At 47.7% G+C, this 23500-nt stretch carries 15 protein-coding genes; 5 read left to right on the forward strand and 10 right to left on the reverse strand.

The genetic code is table 11. From position 1 onward, the window contains the following. Positions 1-123 precede the first annotated feature (123 nt). Positions 124-894 (reverse strand): DUF6160 family protein, encoded by a 771-nt coding sequence (locus OLMES_RS16370; protein ID WP_087462258.1) that lies wholly within the window; start codon positions 892-894, stop codon positions 124-126. Positions 895-1303: 409 nt separating this feature from the next. Here OLMES_RS16370 and pabB point away from each other — a divergent pair, with 409 nt between their 5' ends. Then, positions 1304-2638, forward strand: coding sequence for an aminodeoxychorismate synthase component I (gene pabB / locus OLMES_RS16375; protein WP_087462259.1), 1335 nt, complete (start codon positions 1304-1306; stop codon positions 2636-2638). Between the two features lie 113 nt (positions 2639-2751). Here pabB and thrH read toward each other — a convergent pair whose 3' ends face one another. Continuing rightward, positions 2752-3363: a bifunctional phosphoserine phosphatase/homoserine phosphotransferase ThrH gene (thrH, locus tag OLMES_RS16380; protein ID WP_087462260.1), complete on the reverse strand. Its 612-nt coding sequence runs from the start codon at positions 3361-3363 to the stop codon at positions 2752-2754. Between the two features lie 324 nt (positions 3364-3687). Between thrH and OLMES_RS16385 the strand changes: the two genes are divergently transcribed. Further along, positions 3688-4410, forward strand: a complete 723-nt coding sequence (locus OLMES_RS16385; protein ID WP_087462261.1) for a phosphoadenylyl-sulfate reductase — start codon at positions 3688-3690, stop codon at positions 4408-4410. Positions 4411-4486: 76 nt separating this feature from the next. Here the strand turns inward: OLMES_RS16385 and cysB are convergent, their stop codons facing one another. Continuing rightward, positions 4487-5461, reverse strand: a complete 975-nt coding sequence (gene cysB, locus OLMES_RS16390) for an HTH-type transcriptional regulator CysB (RefSeq protein WP_087462262.1) — start codon at positions 5459-5461, stop codon at positions 4487-4489. Positions 5462-5626: 165 nt separating this feature from the next. Between cysB and OLMES_RS16395 the strand changes: the two genes are divergently transcribed. Beyond that, positions 5627-6406, forward strand: coding sequence for a sulfite exporter TauE/SafE family protein (locus OLMES_RS16395; RefSeq protein WP_087462263.1), 780 nt, complete (start codon positions 5627-5629; stop codon positions 6404-6406). Positions 6407-6618: 212 nt separating this feature from the next. After that, positions 6619-9429: a LuxR C-terminal-related transcriptional regulator gene (locus OLMES_RS16400; RefSeq protein WP_087462264.1), complete on the forward strand. Its 2811-nt coding sequence runs from the start codon at positions 6619-6621 to the stop codon at positions 9427-9429. 471 nt (positions 9430-9900) lie between these two features. Here OLMES_RS16400 and OLMES_RS16405 read toward each other — a convergent pair whose 3' ends face one another. From OLMES_RS16405 to OLMES_RS16425, 5 genes are all read right to left on the reverse strand, one after another. Then, on the reverse strand, positions 9901-12294 hold the full coding sequence (locus OLMES_RS16405; protein WP_087462265.1) for a helicase C-terminal domain-containing protein: 2394 nt from the start codon (positions 12292-12294) through the stop codon (positions 9901-9903). 57 nt (positions 12295-12351) lie between these two features. After that, positions 12352-13245, reverse strand: coding sequence for a general secretion pathway protein GspB (locus OLMES_RS16410; RefSeq protein WP_087462266.1), 894 nt, complete (start codon positions 13243-13245; stop codon positions 12352-12354). Position 13246: 1 nt separating this feature from the next. Further along, a complete protein-coding gene (locus OLMES_RS16415; RefSeq protein ID WP_087462267.1) occupies positions 13247-14968 on the reverse strand; it encodes an ExeA family protein in 1722 nt (573 codons plus the stop codon). 83 nt (positions 14969-15051) lie between these two features. Beyond that, positions 15052-16527 carry a DUF3336 domain-containing protein gene (locus tag OLMES_RS16420; RefSeq protein WP_087462268.1) on the reverse strand — a complete coding sequence of 492 codons (1476 nt, stop codon included), beginning with the start codon at positions 16525-16527 and terminating at the stop codon, positions 15052-15054. Positions 16528-16662: 135 nt separating this feature from the next. Next, positions 16663-17421, reverse strand: a complete 759-nt coding sequence (locus tag OLMES_RS16425; protein ID WP_198343006.1) for an MlaA family lipoprotein — start codon at positions 17419-17421, stop codon at positions 16663-16665. Positions 17422-17713: 292 nt separating this feature from the next. Here OLMES_RS16425 and OLMES_RS16430 point away from each other — a divergent pair, with 292 nt between their 5' ends. Continuing rightward, on the forward strand, positions 17714-18142 hold the full coding sequence (locus OLMES_RS16430) for an acyl-CoA thioesterase (protein ID WP_087462269.1): 429 nt from the start codon (positions 17714-17716) through the stop codon (positions 18140-18142). A 44-nt stretch (positions 18143-18186) separates the two neighbouring features. Here the strand turns inward: OLMES_RS16430 and OLMES_RS16435 are convergent, their stop codons facing one another. Both OLMES_RS16435 and hrpA read right to left on the reverse strand, forming a co-directional pair. Beyond that, complete coding sequence (locus tag OLMES_RS16435; RefSeq protein ID WP_198343007.1) at positions 18187-19314, reverse strand: beta-ketoacyl-ACP synthase III; 1128 nt, start codon at positions 19312-19314, stop codon at positions 18187-18189. Between the two features lie 171 nt (positions 19315-19485). Further along, positions 19486-23394, reverse strand: a complete 3909-nt coding sequence (gene hrpA, locus OLMES_RS16440; RefSeq protein WP_087462270.1) for an ATP-dependent RNA helicase HrpA — start codon at positions 23392-23394, stop codon at positions 19486-19488. Positions 23395-23500: the final 106 nt, after the last annotated feature.

Here is a 23500-nt window from a genome sequence, read left to right on the forward strand (position 1 = left end):
GAAACGACCTCCTATAGAAACAACACATCCATTTTAAAAATGCTTTAACAACTGAAATCAAAGAAGAGCAAAAATGAAAGTCGCCAGAGGCGACTTTCATTCGGAAGGAAACGCTAGCAGATCTTAGTGACCGTAGATATCCAGAGATACAGAAGATACAGACAGGTCAGTGATGTAAACGTCACCGATAGATGGAGATGAACCCATAGTGATGTTAGTCAGATCCAAATCAGCATCGAACTGAGCCAACTCTACACCCAAACCATTGGTTGAAGAAGAAACCACTGCAGAAACTGCAACCAGGCCGTCAGCAGCAACAGTATCACCACGAGTATCGTGCAGTCTCAGATCCAGAGAAGTGTTCATGAAATCAACACTCAAAGAACCTTCCAAATCGAAACGAGATGTAAAGGTCAGAGCTGAAGTTTGGTTGTCGATAACCAATGAAGTGGTTCCCAAAGTACCAGTGAAATCAAATCCATCTGCATCACTATCTACACCAGACAACAGTACAGTTGAATCAACAGCAGCGTAGTCACCACCTACAGCGTAGCCAGAAGCTGCCAAATTAACAGAACCCAGATTCAAACCGAAAGTAGTAGTAGCAGACTCGTTCATAACGATTTGCAGGTCACCGTCAGCAGCAACATCAACTGTGATAGTCAGCGCGTCGTTCAAAGTAACTGCCAGATCATCAATAGTCAGGAAACCTTCGTCTTGGTAAGCGATCTGACCGATGCTAACACTTGCACCTGCGCTAACGTCGATAGTCAAACCTGCTTGACCAGTCAATTCACCCATAGTGGTATCGTCAAGTGCTTTCAGTTCAGCTTGAGCAGCAGTAGAAGCAGCAGCGATTGCAGTAACCAATACGATTTTATTCAGGCCTTTCATTTTAGTTCTCCTTAAAGAGTAATCTTTATTTTTGTCTTTTAGTATGCGTTCTTTCTATAGCCTTTGAACGCTTCGTTGAGGTTCAAAGGAACCGGCCTCAAACTTGTTTTTGTTGCTTACCGGTTGATTGTTATTCTACATATCTCAGGATTACGTTCTGGTACATATGTCACACTTTTGAGTGGTATTGATACATTTGTACTGTTTTTTGGGTTTTTAGTAAGTGCTGTACTACTTTGAACCCGTTTTCGGTTACAAAGAGAACAATCCATAACAAATTGCAAAGGGTAAAGCGGCGTTTCGCGATGGAGATACACCAAAGGATGAAACTTAAAAGGGGCGGAATTACGTGATTGCTTACTAAAAGTGGTAAGATTAACGGCTAGATCCAGAATGGTCCCTCTTTACTATGACGCTTGACCGCAAACCGTTTGAAGAAACAACATTAAACAAAGCCGAATTACTGAATTTCCTTTCCCTTATTAGTACACGCCCTGGATTTGTCTGTTTTGGCAACCCCTATCTGGAAGACGACCAAGCGCTGTTGATCAGCAGTGATCCGGTAGGCCGGATTGAATCTGCACACCCGGCAGAATTCCAAGGGTCACCCCCTATATTAAAGCAAGAGCAGATTGTTGAATTTTGCGCCGGGTATTTTTGTTATGAGGCACAGCACAATACACGTATAAAAGAACGAACAACCGATAAACGACGCATCGATGTTCCTGAACAGATTAACAGCCACTATTTATGGGCAATTCATAAATCGAAACATTCCGATTCAATTCGATTGGGTTTCGCGCCTGATTGCCCCGATGATTTAAAACACCGGATTCTAGAGATACTTGCTGATACGCGGCAGGCGCTTGCAGACAAAAAGACGGGATCAGATCAACACGAGTTTGGTTTAACCGGTCGATTTCAAGCCAGTATTGATAAACAAGAATACATTCGTCAGTTTATGACAATAAAAGAAGCAATACTGGCGGGGGATGTGTATCAGGTTAATCTCAGCCAACACTTCAGTACCGGTTACCAAGGATCATGCTGGGGAATTTACCAGCATTTATGCCGGGAAACCGATGGCCCCTACTCGGCTTTTATTGCGCTGGAAAACGGTGCAATCATTAGCGTATCACCTGAATTATTTCTTGAAGTCGAAAACCGCAGGGTGACCACCAAGCCCATAAAAGGAACAAGACCCAGAGGACAAAACGAATCTGAAGATCGGAAAACAATCGCAACCCTCGAAAACAGCACCAAGGATCGGGCAGAAAACCTGATGATTGTCGATTTGCTCCGGAATGATCTGGGTAAAATTTGCGAGACCGGTACCATCACAGTACCCAATTTATTTGCCATTGAAAGTTATACCAACGTGCACCACCTGGTCAGCACCATCTGTGGTGAACTCAAATCAGATCATAGCCCGCTTAGTGCGTTACTCAGTGCATTTCCCGGTGGCTCGATCACCGGAGCCCCCAAAATTATGGCCATGCATATCATCGATCAGCTGGAAAAAGTCGAACGTGGACCTTATTGCGGCAGCCTCTTCTTTTATACACGCGACGGTTACATGCAATCCAATATCGCGATACGGACACTATTATGTGAAAACGGAACGATACATTGCTGGGGGGGCGGTGGTATTGTTGCGGATTCGGATGAGGACAGTGAATACGACGAATCGATCGCCAAAATCCGGCAATTTATGGGGTCTTTGGAGCGCGCCAGTCAGAAGTGAATAAACTGACATTATCTGTAAATTAACATTGTCTGCAAATTAACATTGTCTGTAAATTGACGCTGTCTGGGATATCGCCCCAGACAGCGTAGTGCGAGTAACGAACTCGTCGATTAGAACTGTTTCAAGCTGGCGTTCTTGAATTCTTCTTTCAGTTCTTCATAGGTGTGAACGGCAGGATACTGCGGAAACTCGTCGATTACATTTTGTGGCGACTTGAACAGAATACCTTTCTCCGCCTGCGCCAGCATGGTGGTGTCATTATAAGAGTCACCCGATGCGATAACCCGGTAATTCAGCAGTTGGAACGCTCTGACAGATTGTCTTTTAGGGTCACGTTGGCGCAAAAGGTAGTTGGTGATCTTGCCACTGTCATCAACTTCCAGTTTGTGGCACAACAACGTGGGGAAACCCAGCTTGGCCATCAAAGGCATGGCAAATTCGTAGAACGTGTCAGACAGAATAACCACCTGGAAGTGTTCACGCAGCCAGTTCAGAAAATCCGCAGCACCTTCTAATGGATCCAGCTCACCGATAACTTCCTGGATTGCTGGCAGGCCATAGCCATGCTCGTCCAGAATCCGTAAGCGCTGCTTCATCAGTACATCATAATCCGGAATATCACGGGTCGTGGCTTTAAGCGCCTCTATTCCGGTTTTCTCAGCAAAGGCGATCCAAATTTCCGGGATCAATACCCCTTCAAGGTCCAAACAGGCTAATTCCACGAACTCATCCTCTCTTTATGATGGTAGATACGATTTTAAAAAAGTAGATACAGTTTTATGATCGGGGCCGGATTGATACATGCAATATCCGATGTACACCGAAACGACACTTTGCATCTTGGGTGGCGAGCATGATAATCGAATACCGGCTAACTTTACATGCCTATCGCGCGCAATTGTCGATTTCAATTGAATCTGCTGCGGTAACCAATCACAATTCGACAATAACCTTATAAATTCTTATTCTTTTTAATCATATGGTTCTTTTGCTATGTTTCAAACCATAACCTGTGATACCGACCACTAACACTAAGATTACATACCATGTCTGATTTAATTCAAAACATTGACCAAGTTGCAGCAGAATACGCAAGCAAGTCTCCACGGGAGATTCTCAAACTGGCACTCAGCGAGTTCGACAATATCGCCATCTCGTTCAGCGGAGCAGAAGACGTAGCCCTGATTGAACTCGCCAAAAGTCTCAAACTCAACTTCAAAGTATTCACTCTGGATACCGGGCGTTTACACCCTGAAACCTATCGTTTTATCGATCGTGTTCGAGTCCACTATGACATCGACATCGAGACCCTTTTCCCCCATGCTGCGGATGTTGAAGCGCTGGTTCGGAAGAAAGGTCTGTTCAGTTTTTATGAAGACGGGCACAAAGAATGTTGCAGTATCCGCAAAGTCGCCCCTCTGAAGCGTAAACTAGGTGGACTGGATGCGTGGATCACCGGGCAACGAAAAGACCAAAGCCCCGGCACCCGGTCTGAGGTGCCCGTGGTACAGATCGATGAAGGCAATTCTGATGAACGCCGCAAGCTGGTAAAATTCAATCCACTGGCGAACTGGACATCCAAAGAAGTCTGGGATTATCTGACTATTTCAGAAGCGCCCTATAACGAGCTACACGAAAAAGGCTTTATCAGTATCGGATGTGAACCCTGCACCCGCCCTGTTCTGCCAGGGCAACACGAGCGCGAAGGTCGCTGGTGGTGGGAAGAGTCCACTCAGAAAGAGTGCGGCCTGCATCCCGGCAAGAAATAGTGCTCTAAAGATCACATTGATCAGCGCATCGTCCTTCGGCTTGACCGGAGGACCTCCTTTTCATAATGTTTGCGAACTAGTACATGGGCAATTCGATATTGGCAAACAATTCATCCAGCTCTGTTTTCGAGTTATGTAGATACGCCTCATCAACCAGCTCTTTACTCAAATGGGGTGCAAATCGCTGGATGAAATCGTACATGTAGCCTCTTAGAAAAGTCCCCTTTCGAAAACCGATTTTGGTGGTACTGGGTTTGAACAATTTACTGGCATCCAAGGCCACTAAATCACTGTCCAGAGTTTCATCAATCGCCATTTTGGCAACGATTCCCACCCCTAGCCCCAAGCGAACATAGGTTTTAATGACATCTGCATCAGCAGCTGTGAAAATCACTTTTGGCGACAAGCCCTTCTCCCGGAAGGCCTCATCCAGCTTGGATCGACCGGTAAAGCCGAAAACATAGGTGACCAGTGGATAACGCGCCACGGCTTCAAGTGTCAACTCTGAAAGCTGCGTTAAGGGATGATCTTTCGGCACAATGACACAACGATTCCATCGATAACAAGGCATCATAATCAGATCCGCAAACAAATCCATAGCTTCGGTTGCGATTGCAAAATCGACCGTACCATTCGCCGCCATTTCAGCAATTTGCATCGGTGTGCCCTGATGCATATGCAAAGACACATCGGGATATTCTTCCACAAAGGAACGGATGATACCGGGCAAGGCGTAACGCGCCTGAGTGTGCGTCGTGGCAATGGCCAATTCACCTTTTCGTTCATTACTGAACTCTTGTGCGATTTGTTTGATGCCTTCAACTTTCTTGAGGATTTCTCCGGCGACCTTAATGATCGTTTCACCGGCGGGTGTCACCCGGGTCAGGTGTTTACCGCTGCGGGCAAAAACTTCCACACCCAGCTCGTCTTCCAGAAGGCGAATCTGTTTACTGATACCAGGCTGCGAAGTGTACAGGCTCTGTGCAGTTGCTGACACGTTAAGCTCATGGTGTGCTACTTCCCAAATATAACGTAACTGCTGTAACTTCATCGCTCCTCCCCTCAAAAACGGCTTACTTGCCAGAATTGCATAAAAATATAAACAAATATTCTTTTTAAGAATAGTAAAAACAGGATAGATTTACGATCTGAAAGTCAATTTTCAACTAGGGATGTGGCCCTAGATATTCCAACTAACTCAGTTTAGACCAAATTCATGGAAATATTGTTATATATTTTAGCCGGCGCAGGGGTTGGCTTTGCCGTAGGCTTGACCGGTGTTGGCGGGGGCTCGCTCATGACGCCCTTATTGCTGATGTTTGGCTACCCTACTCATATTGCCATCGGCACCGACCTGATCTACGCTGCAGCAACCAAAGCAGGCGGTGTGATCACGCACCAGAAACAAAAAACGGTTGAATGGCATTTGGTTTTCAAACTGGCGAGTGGCAGTATTCCCGCGTCCATTGCCACCACCTTTGTTCTTTCCCGCTATTTTACCAATCCGGAGGAATATCAACATATTCTGTTGACCACGCTGGGCGTCATGCTCATTCTGACCTCGGGCGTATTGCTGTTCAAAGGCAAGCTGCAGTCTCTTAACCGGGAGCCATCCCGATTTACACTCTACATGCGACGTCATGCGTCGGTGTTGACCGTGTTCATGGGGGTCATACTCGGGATCTGTGTAACCCTTTCCTCCGTGGGAGCAGGTGCTTTTGGTGCGGCCATATTGCTGACACTGTATCCGAGGCTCAGCTCGATTAAAATCATTGGTACCGACATCGCTCACGCGGTTCCCCTCACCTTGATTGCAGGTCTTGGCCACATGCATCTGGGCAATGTGGATTTCGTTTTGCTGGGCAGTCTTCTCGTTGGCTCCTTACCCGCCATCCACCTCGGGACGCTACTGGGCAGGCGCCTCCCGGACAAAATACTGCAACCTATTCTGGCCAGTGTACTGATGCTGATCGGCATCAAATATGCGTTTTTCTAAAGGAAAGGTAACGGCAAAGCAACGGTAAAACGTGTCGATAGGGTCAATTAAATCGCCGGAGTTGACCCTGGAACAGTGCGAATGGACTAAAAAAGACAATCGGAAGGACATTTCTGTGTGTTACTCTTGTAAAATAGTAAAACAAACAACATTATACGCATCAAAAATGTGTAACCACTGAAATCATCCTTTGACCGATACCTGAATGTCCTATGTTACTGCAGACCAAGTTTTTTGCGCCAGCCAGTAATCCCAAAACCATTGTTCGCTCGAGATTACTTGACGAACTGGCAAACAGTGCTGGAAAGAAAATATCCCTGGTCATTGCACCTGCAGGATACGGAAAGACGACGCTGGTCAGTCAATGGGTGCACCATGTCGACAACCCGTTCACCTGGCTTTCTCTGGATGGAAGCGACAACGAACCCAGACGATTTTGGCAATACATTATCGGGGCGTTCCAGCGTATTTATGACAATGTTGGTCATGAAGCAAACAAGCTCTTGAACCAAGCCGATTTCGAATGCTTCGAAGGTGCGATCACATCTCTGGTGAATGACCTGAGCCTGATCGAGGAGCCCAATCTGCCCGTCTATCTGGTGCTGGATGATTTCCACCACATACAGGATTTTGATATTCTGCGGAATCTGGTTTATTTCGTAGATTACTTGCCACCAACCGTACAACTTATTCTTACGTCTCGTACCGAACCGGTACTTCCGTTGTCCCGGTGGCGCGTGAGAAACTATCTGGTTGAAATCTACGCGACCGATCTGGCTTTCTCGGATGAAGAATGCCTGCGCTTCTTCAATGAATATATGGCGAAAAACATCAGCCTTGATGAAGCCCAAAAAATCAGAGCAAAAACCGAAGGCTGGGTTGCAGCGATGCAATTGGCCGCCATTTCGAAGGATAATGCCGCCAGCCAGAGATTATCGACACAAGCCGCGCTGTATTCCGGCAGTGACAAGCTGATCAATGAATATGTTTTGACAGAAATACTGGATCAGCAACCTGATAATTTGAAATCGTTCTTGCTGCAATCCTCCTGCCTGTTGCGCTTGAACGGTGAATTCTGTGATGCGGTACTGGATCAGGATAACAGTCAGGAAGTGCTGGAGGATCTGGAACAGTCCAACCTGTTTATCATTCCGCTGGATACCAGCCATCAATGGTATCGTTATCATGATCTGTTTCGCGAGTCGTTGTACCATCGACTCAAACTCGAGTCACCTGATAATGTTACAACGTTGCAGCGAAAAGCCATCACCTGGTTGCTCGAACATGACCAGATTCACGAGTCCATTGACCAATTGATTCAGTTGCAGGATTGGGACTGGCTGAAAACAGTGCTGACTAATCATGGCAACACCCTGATCCATGACGGCTACCATCTGCCGATGCTGGACTGGATCGCGCTCTTGTCGCCCAGGGAAGTGGAAACCACACCGCGATTGCAAATACTCAAAATCTGGAGTTTGTTTTTCAGTAACCGGATCGAAAACATACCACCATTACTGGAAAACCTGGAAGACCTTCTGGATCGACGAGTGGCTGATTCTGCCCCCGATGCTGAGGATGCGCTCGCAATCAACAGTGAAATATCACTCATTCGCTCCTATCTCGCGCGCACCAAGAGTGATTTGAAAAGTGTCAACGACTTGACCCGGCGTGTACTGGAAGACATTGACAACTCCAATATGCCACTTAAGTCGGTAACCTATTACGGCATTGGTATCGACGCCTTTAATAAGGGTGACTTTAACGATGCCATCAACGCACTGCGTTCATCGATTCAATATGGAAAGTTTGAACGTAAGCCCTCCGGGGTTATCTCCAGTACGGGGCTGTTATCCTGGATTCTGCTGCATATGGGCGAATTAAAGTCTGCAGTAGAAGAGTTCAATCAAACCCAGGAGTGGCTGGACAGCTATTTGTCTGACCCGTCACAACCCAAGATGATTTCGTGCTGGCAAAACGGTGCCTTGTGTGAAATCTACAAGGAAAAAAATGAGCTCACGATTGCCCAGAGCTACCTGGCCCCCTTGTTAGGACACCTCGAAGTCGGCACCGAGCCCAGCCAACATATCATCATTCAGTATATTCGCGCGCAATTATTCATCGCCTCGGGAGAATATGGCCAGGCTCTTGAGTGTCTGGAAGACGCCAGTGAACTCTATGCCTCCAAAAAAGAGGCCATTATGTTTGAACCCCCCTACCTGGAGGGTGTAAAGATTAAATGTTTTCTGGCACTGAACCAAAAGCAAGCCATTGAGCAGTGGCTTTCCACCCAATCAGACAATGCTGACTTCCGAAGCCAGGTAACCCGTGAATTGAACCTGCTCGCACAGGCTCGTGCGCACAACTTCCTGGGTGATCATCAGGCTGCGCTGCATAAACTGGATCTGTTCATTGATGAAACCCGGGAGCACGGACACAATCGCCACCTGATCGAATCCCTGATTAATCGTTCCGTTGCACACTACCTTGCCCACCTTGAGCAGGGCGAAGATCTCGCGCTGTCCGTGCGGGACATGACTCATGCCATGACTTTGGCTAGCCGGCATCAGATTCTCAGGGTATTTGTGGATGAACCACTGGAGCAGGTTTGGCAGATTGTGAATCAATGCGATTCAATAATCGTACCTTATTCTTTCAGAAAGCAGTTGATGGAATGTTTTACGTCCATGCGCAGCCACGCAGAAACAGTGACGCCTGATACTGAAAACAGCCCCGCGGTATCTGACACGTCCGCTCACGCCGTAAAAGCAGCGGAAACTATCTCCCATGGTTTAAACAGAAAAGATCAGGCAGAACTGATAGAACCCCTGAGCGCTCGGGAGCTTGAAGTATTATTCCTGATAAACGATGGCCTTGCTAACAAGCAAATTGCCGCGAAACTGTCCCTCGCACCGGCGACGGTCAAGGCTCATATTCGAAACCTGTACGGCAAAATGGCGGTAAAAAGCCGAACTGAAGCACTGGCTAAAGCACGCCAGCTTGCACTGCTAGAGCAAAACTAGCTGCCCCATAAGGCCTTTAGTCTTGGAGAATCGGAGTATTTTTGAGTTACTACTCCGAGTCTACGCCTGAGCTATTTCAGTACTATTCCGGAACTACGCCAGTCCTATTCCAGAACTACGCCCCTACTCCCCCCGGATAAAAGCCGATAAGGCTTCCGGGAAGTTTTGCTTTAACTCAATGAAAATACCTGAAAACACTCAAGTTACATCGCTTATTAACGGATTTTTTGTGACGTAGTCGACACTTTGAGAGTGTTACCCCTCGTAACAAAAGGGCGTAATCCTTTTGGACGATCAATCTACGCCCCCTTCTACCGTACTATGGACTCATCTTATGGAAGTGTATGAATTTAGTTATTCAGGCCAAGTTCTCCTTTCCATAGCGTTTCTTTCTATAGGGCCTCCCTAAAGATTAGCCCTTCTTATATAGCGGTGACATGATAAGGTTCGGCATCATGATCACCGCTTTTTTTATGCCTGATGTTCCAGCCAAAAATAATCCGGTAAGGAATTCCGCAGCAAGCGACCATAGCTTTTTTGCAGTATTCGACTATCCAGCAAGCTGATAACCCCTTTGTCCTGTTCCTTTCGGATCAGTCGTCCACACGCCTGCTTGAGCCTTACCGCGGTTTCAGGAACCGTTATTTCAAAAAATGGATTTCCGCCCCTCGCTTCAATCCACTCGGACAAGGCAGCCTCCAACGGATCATTTGGCACCGCAAAGGGGAGCTTGGCAATCACAACATGGGTCAGGTAACGTCCTGGTAGATCCAGCCCCTCGGCAAAACTTGCCAAGCCGAACAGAACACTGAGTCGATTGGCATCGATATTTTCCCTGTGGCGCTTGATCACCTCTGATTTCGTCATATCATCCTGACGCAGGATCACCTCACGTACAGCGCGATCCAACTGGAAAAAGACATCATTCAGCTGTTTTCGTGAGCTGAACAAGACAAGAATCCCCCGGTGCATATAATTCAGATACTCCGTTACGGGGGTGGCAGTATCAGAATCTGGTTCCGACAGATACCGTGTGCAAAAATCCTTCTCTTCTGGTATTTGATTCAGACAGGGCTCGACCAATTCGGTGATAAACGCGGTAACATCTTCTGTGTGTTTCTCCGCAAGATTGGGGGGATGAATGCGTTTGGGCACCTGCAGTAAACAATGCTCGTTGTAGTTGAATGGACTACTCAAAATGCGTAGATGGGAGTCCGCAGGGAGACCCATTTTAAACAACATACTGGAAAACATTTGATTCACTGACAGGGTTGCCGAGGTCAGAACACAGGCAAAAGCCCTGCGCCACAAGCCGTTTGCTAAAATACTGTCAGCAATAATAGGGCTGGCAGATAAGGCCATGTCAACAAAGTCACCATGAATTTCCCGCGATACCCATTTTGCCACCGGCCTTGGAACCCGTTGTGGTTTGACCGTATCTGCATCTCCGTCGATCTCTGCGCCGCTTTGTTCTGTCGCCTCGGCTCCTGATTCCTTAGTCGTTTCCTTATCTTCGGCCTCATCACTGTCGATATTGTCACTTTCTGCTTGCTGGGAAAATAGCGAGAACAAACCCGAGGTCAACTCCGAACGCTGATAAATCGCGCCCATCTGCGGGTACCAGTATTCAGCATCGGAGCGGTTCATTGCTTCTTTTTTATCCTGCTCCTCACTCAATCCATCTTTGGTATAATTGAATAAGCGCTCACAACCACGGTTATAAAACGCGGTCAGCAATTTAACCTCTTTAATGATCTCCGCGATATCGTCAGGGAGTACTCCCATTGAAAAGCGTAACATTTCCCCCTCTATCTCCGCTTCGCCCCCTTGCTCACGAATCAACGCTTCAAAGCGGTGGTAGAGAGCCTCGAACGCAGAGTCGATTTGGCCCGTTGATGTGATCAGTTCAGCAATCGTATCCTGCAACGCCCGACTGCTATTCAGGAACTTACTAAGCTCGGTAAGCGTTTTTGATGACTGTTTTAACCACTGCCGGGAGCTTTGCAACTGTACACGGTGGGAGAAGTGGGACAATGCCTTGTCAGATAAATGGTGCGCCTCATCAAACACAAAAATGCAGTCTTCCGGTGGCGGCAGGATCACCCCGCCCCCCAAGGCCAGATCGGCCAGCACCAGATCATGATTGCAAACCAGTACATCCGTCGTTTCCCACTTTCCCCGTGCCATGTAATAGGGGCAATGATTGAAATGATCACAAGCACGGTTTGTGCAGGAGCGATTATCGGCCGTCAACATACCACGGGCAGTACCACTGATTTGCTCCTGCAAGTGATCAAATTCGCCATCCCAGGCCATGCTTGCATATTGGTTGTAGAGAAACTGAAGTTGCTTTTGACTGAGCACCTCATCATCCTCGTCGCCCGCCTTATCATCTTCACTGCGCGAGCCAGCACCTTCCCCCAGAAACAAGTCCAGATTCGTCTCTTCTGTGGCCAGCAATTGCTCCAGACGGGAAATGCAAAGGTATCGGCCACGGCCTTTTGCCAAGGCAAAATCGAAATCCAGTTTTGACTGCTGTTTTAGCTGAGGCAAGTCTTTATTAATCAACTGTTCCTGCAGCGTGACCGTAGCGGTAGATACAATCAGCTTTTTACGCAAGTAACGCGCCGTTGGAATCGTGCTGACCAGATAAGCCAGGGTTTTCCCCGTACCGGTTCCCGCTTCAATTACACATGCTTTTTCCAGCCCCAATCGCTTGCCCTTGGCGTCGCGCTTGATTGCACACAAATAATTTGCAATATCCGCAATCATCTGTCGCTGCCCGCCTCTGGGATTTAAACCTTGAGAACTCAGGAATGATGAATACGCTTGTTGAATTTCTTTCTTTATTTCACTGGGAATCATGGATAACACAACTAAAAGGGATGAATATCGAGATACTTATAATCAATGACAAGCCGATTACTTACCGGGCCGCCAATCCCTCAGGGCGGCCAGCTTGAAGTCAATTTCTCCGAGACTGAATTCAGCTCCAAATTCAGTGATACGGGTGAGCTTCATGCCCTGAAACGCCTGCCCTTCCCGTAAATAGATGTTGTTGATCATGACCCGACTGGCCCCATTTTCCGGGGAATAAATGTGACTGTTAAAAATTAATTGGGGTATGCGTTTACGATCCCCCGGATCCAGTGACTCTATCGCCGGAGGTTCAGCTGGCCGGGTTTCAGTTAACAGGGGCTCAGTTAACATGGGCTCAGGCTCAGGCTCAGAGAAAGCAGTATCCTGGTGCGCTGTGGTTTCAGGCGCATCAATCGCCTCTGATAGCGGAAGCGGGCCCTGCGACACATCGACGGGGGGAGCCGATTGCGACAAGACATTATCCGAAGCGTTTTTATCGGTTACGTTGTTATCGGTTACGTTGTTATCGGTTACGTTGTTATTGGTTACGTTGTTATTGGTTACGTTGTTATTGGTTATGTTGTTTTTAATTATGTCGTTATCAGCAGCAGCGTTGTCGGGTATATTACTGTCCGCGACGATAGGAGTCGGAACATCACGACTACGGGCTAACGGATCAGTCTCCAATGCAAAATCATCTCGCGGATTTTGAGCTGGTGGCTTGATCGCTGATTGGGACACGGACACGGGTTCATTTGCGGGACTCAGGTAGCGTGTAAGAAACCACCCCGTAAATGCCAGTAAATTTACCAACAGTAAAACCACAATCAACCAAGCCCACCACGGCGTCCCACGGGTTTTACGGGAGAGAATCAGTTGCCCATGGACCAAATCCGGTATTTCACCCTGGCGCCGCTCCTGCTCCGATTTCCGCAGGGCATCTAAAATATATGACATGTTACAACGCTTCCTGAGAGTCTGAGATTTTGGGCTTGATTTCAGAAATCAGTTTACGATCCAGCCGAGGCACAGCCTTGTTCAAAGCGGTATTGAACTGAATTACCGTCATTTGCCCCGGAATGCCATCTGCAACCAGTCCCGACGCGGCCTGAAAACGTTTGATATTTTCTTTCAGGTTCGCTTCGGTATTCTCCAGAAACCGGACATCCAGTACGCTTTGCAGTTGCCTCATCGTATCCACCAACCAAGCCGTTTTGTCCATGATCTGACCAGGACGGATAACGGCTGAACGGTAAGGTGGTGGTTGCCAAATCAGCGTAAACTCGCCCAGCCAGTGCCGGTCGATTTGATCCCGGGAGAAAATCAGCTCCTGATCTCCCATGGCCACCGTCACCGCCTGGTCGGAAACGCCCACAACGGGTAAATATTTAATGGCACCGTCAGTATCATACAAGGTTAGAATGGCAGGTCGGTTCAACTGACGCAGACTGCGCCAGTTGCCTTTGTGTTCAAGACAGTCCAGTCCTGAGTTCAGTGCAAAGTCGCAGGGTGAATTATCTTCTTGCCAATCCAGATGCCATTGTTTGAATAAACTTTGATACGCTTCACTACGCCCTAGTGCCAGCCAACTTAAATTAAACTGATCAAACGATTGATTACCGCTCAACAACACTTCAGATACTGGAGCTGGATTCGTCTCCGATGTTTTTCCTTCCCGGTTTTGCTGGTTATTCGCTATATAAGCAGCTGACTTCGCTTCGCGCGCCTCCTGCGTAATACCAAGTTTGAAAACGACAGCAAAGAGAAGCAACATCAAGCCGCCTGCAGCACCGGACAACACAGCAGACAACCAGGTGAATCGCGTAGAATGGGTGTGCGCTGTCACCGGGCCGGGTTCCTGTTGGCCTAGTACCTCCTTCGCTGCAGCCTTGATATACACCGCTTCGACTATCGTTGAATCAGCAGCGTATGCCCCCAGCATCGCCCGATCGGCAATCAGGTTTATCAGCCTCGGAATCCCCTGACTTAATTTGTACACTTTTGCTGTTGCCGACGGTGTAAAATTGGCTCGACTCATCCCCGCCACACTCAATCGGAAGGCCAGATATTGAGCGGTTTCCGCTTTTGACAACGCACTCAGATGATATCGGGCCGTGACACGCTGGGATAATTGCCGCAACTCAGGTTTTGCCAGCAAAGTAAGAAGTTCAGGCTGACCCAACAGGATAATTTGCAGGAGTTTTTTCTCGGAGGTTTCAAGATTGGTCAGCAGTCGTAATTGTTCCAGCACATCGATCGACAGGTTTTGAGCTTCATCAATGATCAGAACAGTATGATGACCTCGCTCATATTCGCGCAGTAAATATTGATTCAGTGCGTCCGTGTATTCTTTCACACTCAACCAACCCGACTGTGGATTGGACGTTATTTCCACCTTGAATTCATCACAAACCGCTGCCAGCAATTCACGCGCAGTTAACTTGGGATTTACAATGAACGCGATTTCGGTCTTATCCGGTATTTGCTCCAGAAAACACCGACAAACAGTCGTTTTCCCGGTTCCCACTTCTCCCGTTAACAGCACAAACCCGCCCTGTCCGGTCACGCCATATAACAGGTGCGCTAACGCCTCCTTATGCCGCTCACTCATAAAGAGGTAACGTGGGTCCGGGGCAATCGAGAACGGGGCTGCTTTCAGCCCAAAATAATCAAGGTACATGGGGGTCTTTTTGAGCTGTATGGATTAAAGTCAACCCGCGAATTCTAACTCAAGCTACCCGCTAACAAAACCTTTTCAAGTGATCAGGCCGCATTACCTTTTTTTAAGCGTAGAACAGGTGCTTCCGCAACACATTTCTCTTCGGCACGGGCAATACACCTTTCCAGGGTCTGACTGATCTTCGCATGGGTTTTGATCATCGCAATCTTCGGCCAGGTTGCTCTTTCCCCCGCCAGGATCATTTCGTTAACAAATTCATTGGTTGGGTTTTTCAGCAAACTGGCGTAATGACGGTAATCATATTGAGGGGCAATGGTGACATCACCATAGTAACTCTGGGCAAGAATGGTATAGGCCTGGCCGGATAATTGTCGCAACGCTTCCGGGCCAATTCGTTTACGCAGAAAATCAAACAAGGCTTTACCTCGAAACTCGACTTCGGACTTCAAAAAGCGACCGGGCCAGGTTAGCATTCCGGCATTCTGGCGGTTCTTTTGATGGGTCAAAAACGGAACGATGTGGGGATTGGTCTGGCTGACGATGGAAAAATTGACATCATACAAATGCATTAAGCGCTCGATGGGTAAATCACTGACAACAGAACCATCGACCCATCGCAATTTGGGCATGTAGGCGGTGAGTTCTCCCGATTCATCTTTTTTCAACAATTTGGTCGGCGGGAAAATACCGGGTACAGAACATGACGCCTGGGACGCACTCCAGACCAAAAGATACGGAGAGGTATAGCGACTTAATAACCTCGGCATTTGGTGATGCTCTGTGGGAGAAACCGTAATATTGATACTTCGCCCAGTCCGCTCATAAGCTTCCTGAAATGAAAACTCACCGATATTCGACCGTAAACAAGCCCTCAGGGTCTTCGGATCCATAAACCCTTTACCCAGAAATCCTTTAAACAACCCGTTCCACTTCCAGGCTCTCAGATTATGGGTTTCCGGATCCCACATACCGGGCAACTCTGCGTCAGTGTGTGTCCCCAACATCCCGGCAATGATTGAGCCGACACTGGAGCCCGCAATGATTTTTGGCAACAACCCCCGGGTCCAGAGGGCTTTGACAACACCAATATGGAAAACACCCAGCGAAGCGCCACCACTTAACAACAATGCGGGTCGACCGAAACTCAGGAGAGTATCTTTGAAAAATTCAACTTTTTTCTGCCCCGCCAGATCCGGGAGCTCACTGTCACAAACATAGTTCAGGGCAAAACACACCTGGCTTACATATTCCTCAATCAGATGTTTTGTGCCGACATAACTGCGCTCGTAAAGTGCGGGATTGCCCATATTGCCGAGGTCATGATGCAGGCCTTCACGCAATGCTCTGGCCAATTCAGCAACATTTTTTTGTTCGTGGAGTACCTTCAGCTGGTTCAGGCGGTGATAGATTAATTCATAGTTATAGAGGTTACAGCGGAACGACTCCTTCCACTCCACTTTTCGTTCGAGATAATCAAGCTCCAACGCGATTGCGATCCAACGTTCGTACGTGGTCGCCTCAGCTAACGCCTTGCGAAGATTTTTAATTTTTCCAACCATACCGATACCCCAGATGCGCCAAACATCAAGTATAGTTCGATTTGGTACGGTCCGAGCCTTGAGGTTACAAATTTACTACAGACCGGGAACCCACAAGGAACGATCAGCCGAATAACAGATCAGCAGAACGAGGACTTAAAAGTCCTCCAAGAAGGCATCATCCTCTGCCGAGAATGTATCTTCGACAACGCCATCATTGATGAGAAATTCACGGTTCTGAAGGTAGGCATTTCGAATGAACTGGTACTTGTCGCCAAATACCATACGTTCAGCCGGAATGAGGTCGGCTCTCACATCAACCACACGGACAGCAGTAATGGCATAGCGCGCCGCATCGGAATCGATGGAAATGCTCACCGGGCTGGGCATGAAAAAATCCCCTACCCTGCCAAGTAAATCACGGGGATTTGAAGGGCCTAACAATGGCAGCATCAAATAATTACCCGCGGGCAGCCCCCAATAGGCCAGGGTTTGACCAAAGTCTTCCCGGTCCCGCTCGATACCAAACTCTGTCGCTACATCAAAAAAACCGAAAATACCAAATGTTGTATTAAACATTATACGGCTGGTCGTCATTGCGGATTTATGGGGCTTTAATTGCAAGAGCGAATTGGCAACGGTATTCACGTCGCCAAGATTCTGGAACACGTTGGTGATGCCCTGATCAATCAGTTCAGGCGTGATGTAGCGATACCCCTGCGCGATCGGTTTTAAAAAATAATGATCAACCGCCTGATTAAACTCAAACATCTGATAATTAAAACCGTACCAAGGATCTACCATTTCTTGAGATTCAACATCGACTCCGAGTCTATCCGCTTTCCCTTGATCCGCTTCCCCATATGCCAGACAAGACAAAGACATCAGCAGTGAAACAATCCAGTACTTTTTCATGAGATCTGCATTCCATTCGGCCAATTGAGCGCTTTTTTTCAGCATTATAAAGGGATTAGGTCATTCTGTTTAGCAATACTTTAGTGGCATTCCCTGACTCCGTGATTCCGTCTCCAGAGTCACATGCAGCATCAAACGCCCTCAAAGTTTCAGCACCGTCGAACGTATGCGGTCTTCGGTTGGAAAACACTGTAATTAATTGGTTCAAAACAATCCATTATTTTCCTTCTTTTTCCCGGGCGAGTAGAATAATGGACTGTTGAGCCACCCTTCCTTTATTTATCGAGAACTTATGAGCGAAGAAAAAACATTGGTCGATACGACCGAAATCGACACCCGCTGGGGTGACCAGGACAAATACGGGCACATAAACAACACCGTTTATTTCCGTTTTGTCGAAGAAGCACGAGTACAGTGGTTTGAGAAACTGGGATACGGTGTAGACGGCTCCGGAGACGGGCCGATCATATTGAAAACCGGGGCGACTTTTCTCAAGGAGTTGAATTACCCCACCCGCATCCAGGTAAAAAGTTACGCGGGCACCCCGGGAAACTCAAGCCTGCCCATGTACCATGAAATCATAGACAGTGAAGACGGCTCGGTATACTGCACGGCATATGTTACTGTAGTCTGGTACGACCATAGCAGTAAATCATCCATGCGCTTGCCTGATTCCCTTAGAGAACACATAGCTCAATTGGACAAAAATCCTTCGGTTTGACCGAAGGATTTAATTCATTACAAATACGCGGGAAAGATTCGTTATCAGCCCAGCTTCTTGAGCAGCACTGAGCCCGCAGAGTAACCCGCACCGAAAGAACAAATCACACCCTGCTCCCCTTCAGCCAGATCATCTTTGTATTTGTGGAAAGCAATTATGGATCCTGCCGAACTGGTGTTGGCATACTCATCGAGAATAACGGGCGCTTCCGTTGCACTGGCTTCACGCCCCAACACTTTCTTCGCGATCAACTGATTCATACTCAGGTTTGCCTGATGCAGCCACATTCGGGTTACATCCTCCGCAGATAAACCGATCTCGGACAAATGCTCCTGAATCATGGTGGATACCAGGGGAACAACTTCCTTGAAAACTTTTCGACCCTGCTGGATAAAGAGCTTGTCCGGTAAATCGACGCCAGACTCATCACAGCGATTCAAGAAGCCAAAATTATTGCGAATATTATTGGAATACAGCGTTTTAAGCTGTGTACCCAGAATTTCAAAGGCATTTGAGGCCGTATCGTCTCTTACAGCTTCTACAACAATTGCTGTACAGGCATCACCAAAAATAAAGTGACTGTCACGATCCCTGAAATTAAGGTGGGCAGTACAGATCTCAGGATTGATCACCAATACCGCACGGGCATTACCCGCCTGCACCGCGTTATAAGCAGCCTGTATGCCAAATGTGGCTGAAGAACAGGCGACATTCATATCATAAGCAAAGCCATTGATGCCCAATGCAGCCTGAATTTCGACAGAAACTGCCGGATAAGGTCGCTGCAAATTGGAACAGGCTACAATAACCGCATCAATATCTTCGGCTGTACGCCCGGCTTGATGCAACGCTTCCCTCGCAGCAGAAACAGCCATTTCACATTGGATACTCGGCTCATCATTGTGGCGCTCGGGTAAAGATGGTTTCATCCTCGCGGGATCCAGAATCCCCGACTTATTCATCACATAACGCGACTTGATACCAGAGGCCTTCTCGATGAATGCGCTCGAAGAAGGCTCCTTCGCGGCGAGCTCACCGGCGGCAATTTTTGTCGCATTGTCACTGTTAAATTGCTCTACCCACTTGTTAAAAGCATCTACGAGCTCATCATTTGAAATAGATTCATTGGGTGTAAACAATCCCGTACCACTGATAGCAGCTCTTATCACCATATTCTCCAAAGGTCATTCCAAATTTTATCTAACGGCTTTCTTTTCGACTGACCGTTTTTTCTGCCCACGATCATTGTGGCAGCCACTCGTTCATATCCGTTGTTTTTGCATCTAACCATTGTATTGCATCAACAGAAAAATAGTAACCGCTCGAGAACCTGTTCGTTTGTACTAGTTTGCTTGTTTAACACTGTCCCACTGCCGCATCAAGCGCTTCTCTGAAATCGTCATCCGGGTCCCCAATTGCTGGGCAAAATAAGACACCCGAAACTCTTCCAGCATCCATCGGTATTGAGTCAGTTCCGGATTATTCTTGCCCTGCTTTTCGTTTTGTTCCCGCAGTGTTTCATACTGATCCCACATCGGTTTCACCACGGTCAGAAAATAGCGTTCTTTTGCCATTTCCCGAGGCATTTTTTCCAATCTAACCATCACGGCAGACAGATAACGCGGCAGCTCCGTTAACCACTCAAAGGGGGTTTGTTGAATAAACCCGGGAAACACCAGATGTGACAGCTGGAACTTCGCATCCGCCATATTATTGGCTAACACCAGATTTACTTTGCCTTTCAATCGCTTCATGTTTTCATGATAAGGCAACATAACCGAGAGGATGAGTTCATCATATTTGAGCGCAGCATCATGCAGGTCCGCTTTTTTGCGTTTTAGCAATGAGAAAAACTCATCCCGATTACGGGGTATGCCGTCAGATAGATAATGATGCATAACCAATCCGAGCAGAAAATCATCCAGCAACGCTTGCTTTCGCCCAACCGGTGCGAACAACAACGCAGACTTGTCAAACGACACCAGGGATTCGGTTATAAATTCGAATAACGGCTGCTCCGCAAGCAAAATTAATCGAGCAATTCCCCGCTGCGTTTTTTCCAACGCAACGTATTGATCCGTTGAGGCGGACAGGCTAACACTGGATCGATTGTCCTCAATGTAAGGATACATCAGAATCGCGACACCACTGTGTTTGCGTGTCAACGACGCTTTCAATGGCCCAAAATTCCATTCGGTCAAGCCTTCCCCATCCCACCCTGTGGTCACTTTCTGTATGGCTTGCCGCTGCGTTGCTTCATCACCGTAATCATCGAACAGTTTTTGCAAATCTCGACTTTCGGTAATGGTTTTACCTTGGTCATCAACCAACCGGAAGTTCATACGCAGATGATCATCAATCACCACGTCGCGCCAGACATCTTCAGGCAGGCGAATACCAGAATGAAAATACAGTTGCTTTGCCAGCTGGTGGTGCAGCGTTTCTGCACCCGGGCTCATCGCCTGTAAAGCCTTGTCCACAACATCAGGCACAGGTACAAAGTGCTTGCGGTATTGTTTGGGAAGCCCTTTTACCAGCTGAATACATTTATCCCTTAACAACCCGGGCACCAACCAGTCTGCATCTTTCGTATTAAGCTGTTTCAAGGTGGCTAATGGCGTGGTCAGTGTCACGCCATCACTTTCTTGCCCGGGCTTGAAGGCATACTCCAGATTAAAACGGAGTGCACCCTGATTCATTTCATCCGGGAAACTGAATTCAGATACCGCATCAGCGGAATGCTGCATTAAGTCTGCCTCGGTCAAATAAAGGGGCGCAAGGTCCTCGCGGGACGCTTTTTTCCACCAGGCGTCAAAGTGCTGCCGACTTACGATTGAATCCGGTATTGAGCGATCATAAAAAGCAAAAAGCACCTCGTCATCAACTAGAATGTCCTTTCGCCGCGCTTTGTCTTCCAGCCCTTCGATCTCGGCGATCAGCTCTCGATTTTTCCTGAGGAAAGGCGCTTTTGAGTCCAGTTCTCCCTCGACAAGTCCATGCCTGATGAACAGCTCTCTCGATAGTACCGGGTCTATCTTGGCATAATTGACCCGACGTTTGGCCACAATTTGCAGACCATAGAGCCTGATTTCCTCGTAACCAATCACTTGACCACGGCGCTTTTCCCAGTGAGGCTCGAAATAGTGATGCTTGACCACATGCCGAGCCAACGGCTCTATCCACTCAGGATCGATAGCCGCAACCGTTCGGGCATAGACCTTCGACGTTTCCACCAATTCAGCTGCAACAATCCATTTAGGTGGCTTTTTAAACAACATGGAACCGGGAAATATTTGGAATTTTTTATTCCGGGTACCCTTAAAAATGAAGTTCTCGTCTTTTTCGCCAACGTTGCCCAGCAAACCCGCCAAAAGTGCCCGATGAACCTGTTCAAATCCTGCTGCAGTTTCATTCAGCGAAATCCCCATCTGTTTGACCACAAGATAGATTTGTCGATGAATGTCCCGCCACTCACGCATCCGTAAATACGATAGAAAATGTTTCTTGCAGTACTTCTGTAACTGATTACCGGATAACGCCTGACGTTTCTCCTCGTAGAGATTCCACAGGTTCACGAAACTCAGAAAATCGGATGCTTTATCGGCATATTCCCGATGACACTGCTGGGCTGCTTGCTGACGCTCCTGTGGCACCTCCCTCGGATCCTGGACAGAGAGCGCACTGGCTATAATCATTACTTCTTTGACCGCGCCAAGCTCGCTAGCATGAACAATCATTTTCGCCAAGCGGGGATCAATGGGTAACATCGACAATTTTTTCCCGACATCCGTGAGCTCGTTCCGGGTATTTACGGCCCCTAACTCCTGAAGTAACTTGTAACCGTCATTAATCAGGCGGGAATCCGGCTTCTCGACAAATGGAAACTTATGAACATCCCCTAATCGAAGATTGGCCATTTGCAAAATAACAGAGGCAAGATTCGTCCGCACAATTTCAGGATCTGTAAATTCCGACCGGGAAAGGAAGTCTTCTTCAGAATAAAGACGGAAACACACACCTTCTGCAACACGGCCACAACGGCCTTTACGCTGATTTGCACTCGCTTGGGAAATGGCTTCAATGGGCAAGCGTTGCACCTTAGAACGGAAACTGTATCGACTGATTCTGGCAATGCCGGGATCAATAACATAACGGATGCCCGGTACCGTTAAGGATGTTTCCGCCACATTGGTAGAAAGTACAATTCGACGTCCACGATGGGGCGCAAATATTTTATTTTGCTCTGCCGAAGTCAATCGTGCATATAAAGGTAATATTTCCGTATGGGAAAATTCACAGTGGCGTAAATGTTTTGCCGCATCCCGAATCTCTCTTTCTCCGGGCAAGAACACCAGCACATCACCCATGGACTGTTTGTGCTCACGTTCAACTGCAATTATTTCCTCAACGACCTGCTGAATGGCATAGTTCAGATCAACCTCGTCCTCTGAATCATTCTGCAGCTCGGTCAGAGGACGATAGACCAACTCGACCGGATATGTTCGCCCGGACACCTCAATGATTGGCGCGTTTTCAAAAAAACGGGAAAACCGCTCCACATCAATGGTTGCCGAAGTCACGATCACCTTGAGATCAGGGCGTTTGGGCAACAGTTGCTTGAGATATCCGAGCAGGAAATCAATATTGAGACTACGCTCATGGGCTTCATCAATGATGATCGTTTCATAGCGGCGCAGCATCGGGTCATGCTGTATCTCGGCAAGCAAAATACCATCAGTCATGAGCTTTACGAGTGTGTTTTCACTGACCTGATCGGTGAATCGAACCTGAAAGCCGACCTGCTCCCCCAGTTTGACATTACATTCCTCTGCAATCCGGGAAGCAACCGAGCGTGCCGCCAATCGCCTGGGCTGGGTATGTCCAATCAGCCCCTTAATACCCAACCCTACGCTCAAGCAAATTTTGGGCAGTTGTGTCGTTTTTCCCGACCCCGTCTCTCCCGCCAGTATGACCACTTGATTCGCATTAATCGCTTCAGCAATTTCCTGGTGCTTTTCCGAGACCGGTAATTCAGGTGGGAACTGAAAACTTGGTAACGCCTGCTTTCTTGCACTCAGGCGCGCTTTGGCTGCATCCAGGTCAGTGGCGATTTGTTGTACTATTTTATCACGCTTTTTGTGATCACCGACTTTACGTAGATTTCGGATTCTTCGACGCAAACGCCACTGGTCATAACCTGTACATTCCAATGTCTGCTCGAAAAGACTATCCGGTGTTACCTGACTATCCATTTATTTTTAATTCTCTGAAATCTCTTTGAAAAAACGGTGCCGTTGAAAACAAAAAACCCCGCCGATAAGTCGGCAGGGCTGTTCGGGCTTGTTCACGTGCCCGGTA

The sequence above is a fragment of the Oleiphilus messinensis genome (assembly GCF_002162375.1).
Taxonomy (GTDB): Bacteria; Pseudomonadota; Gammaproteobacteria; order Pseudomonadales; family Oleiphilaceae; genus Oleiphilus; species Oleiphilus messinensis.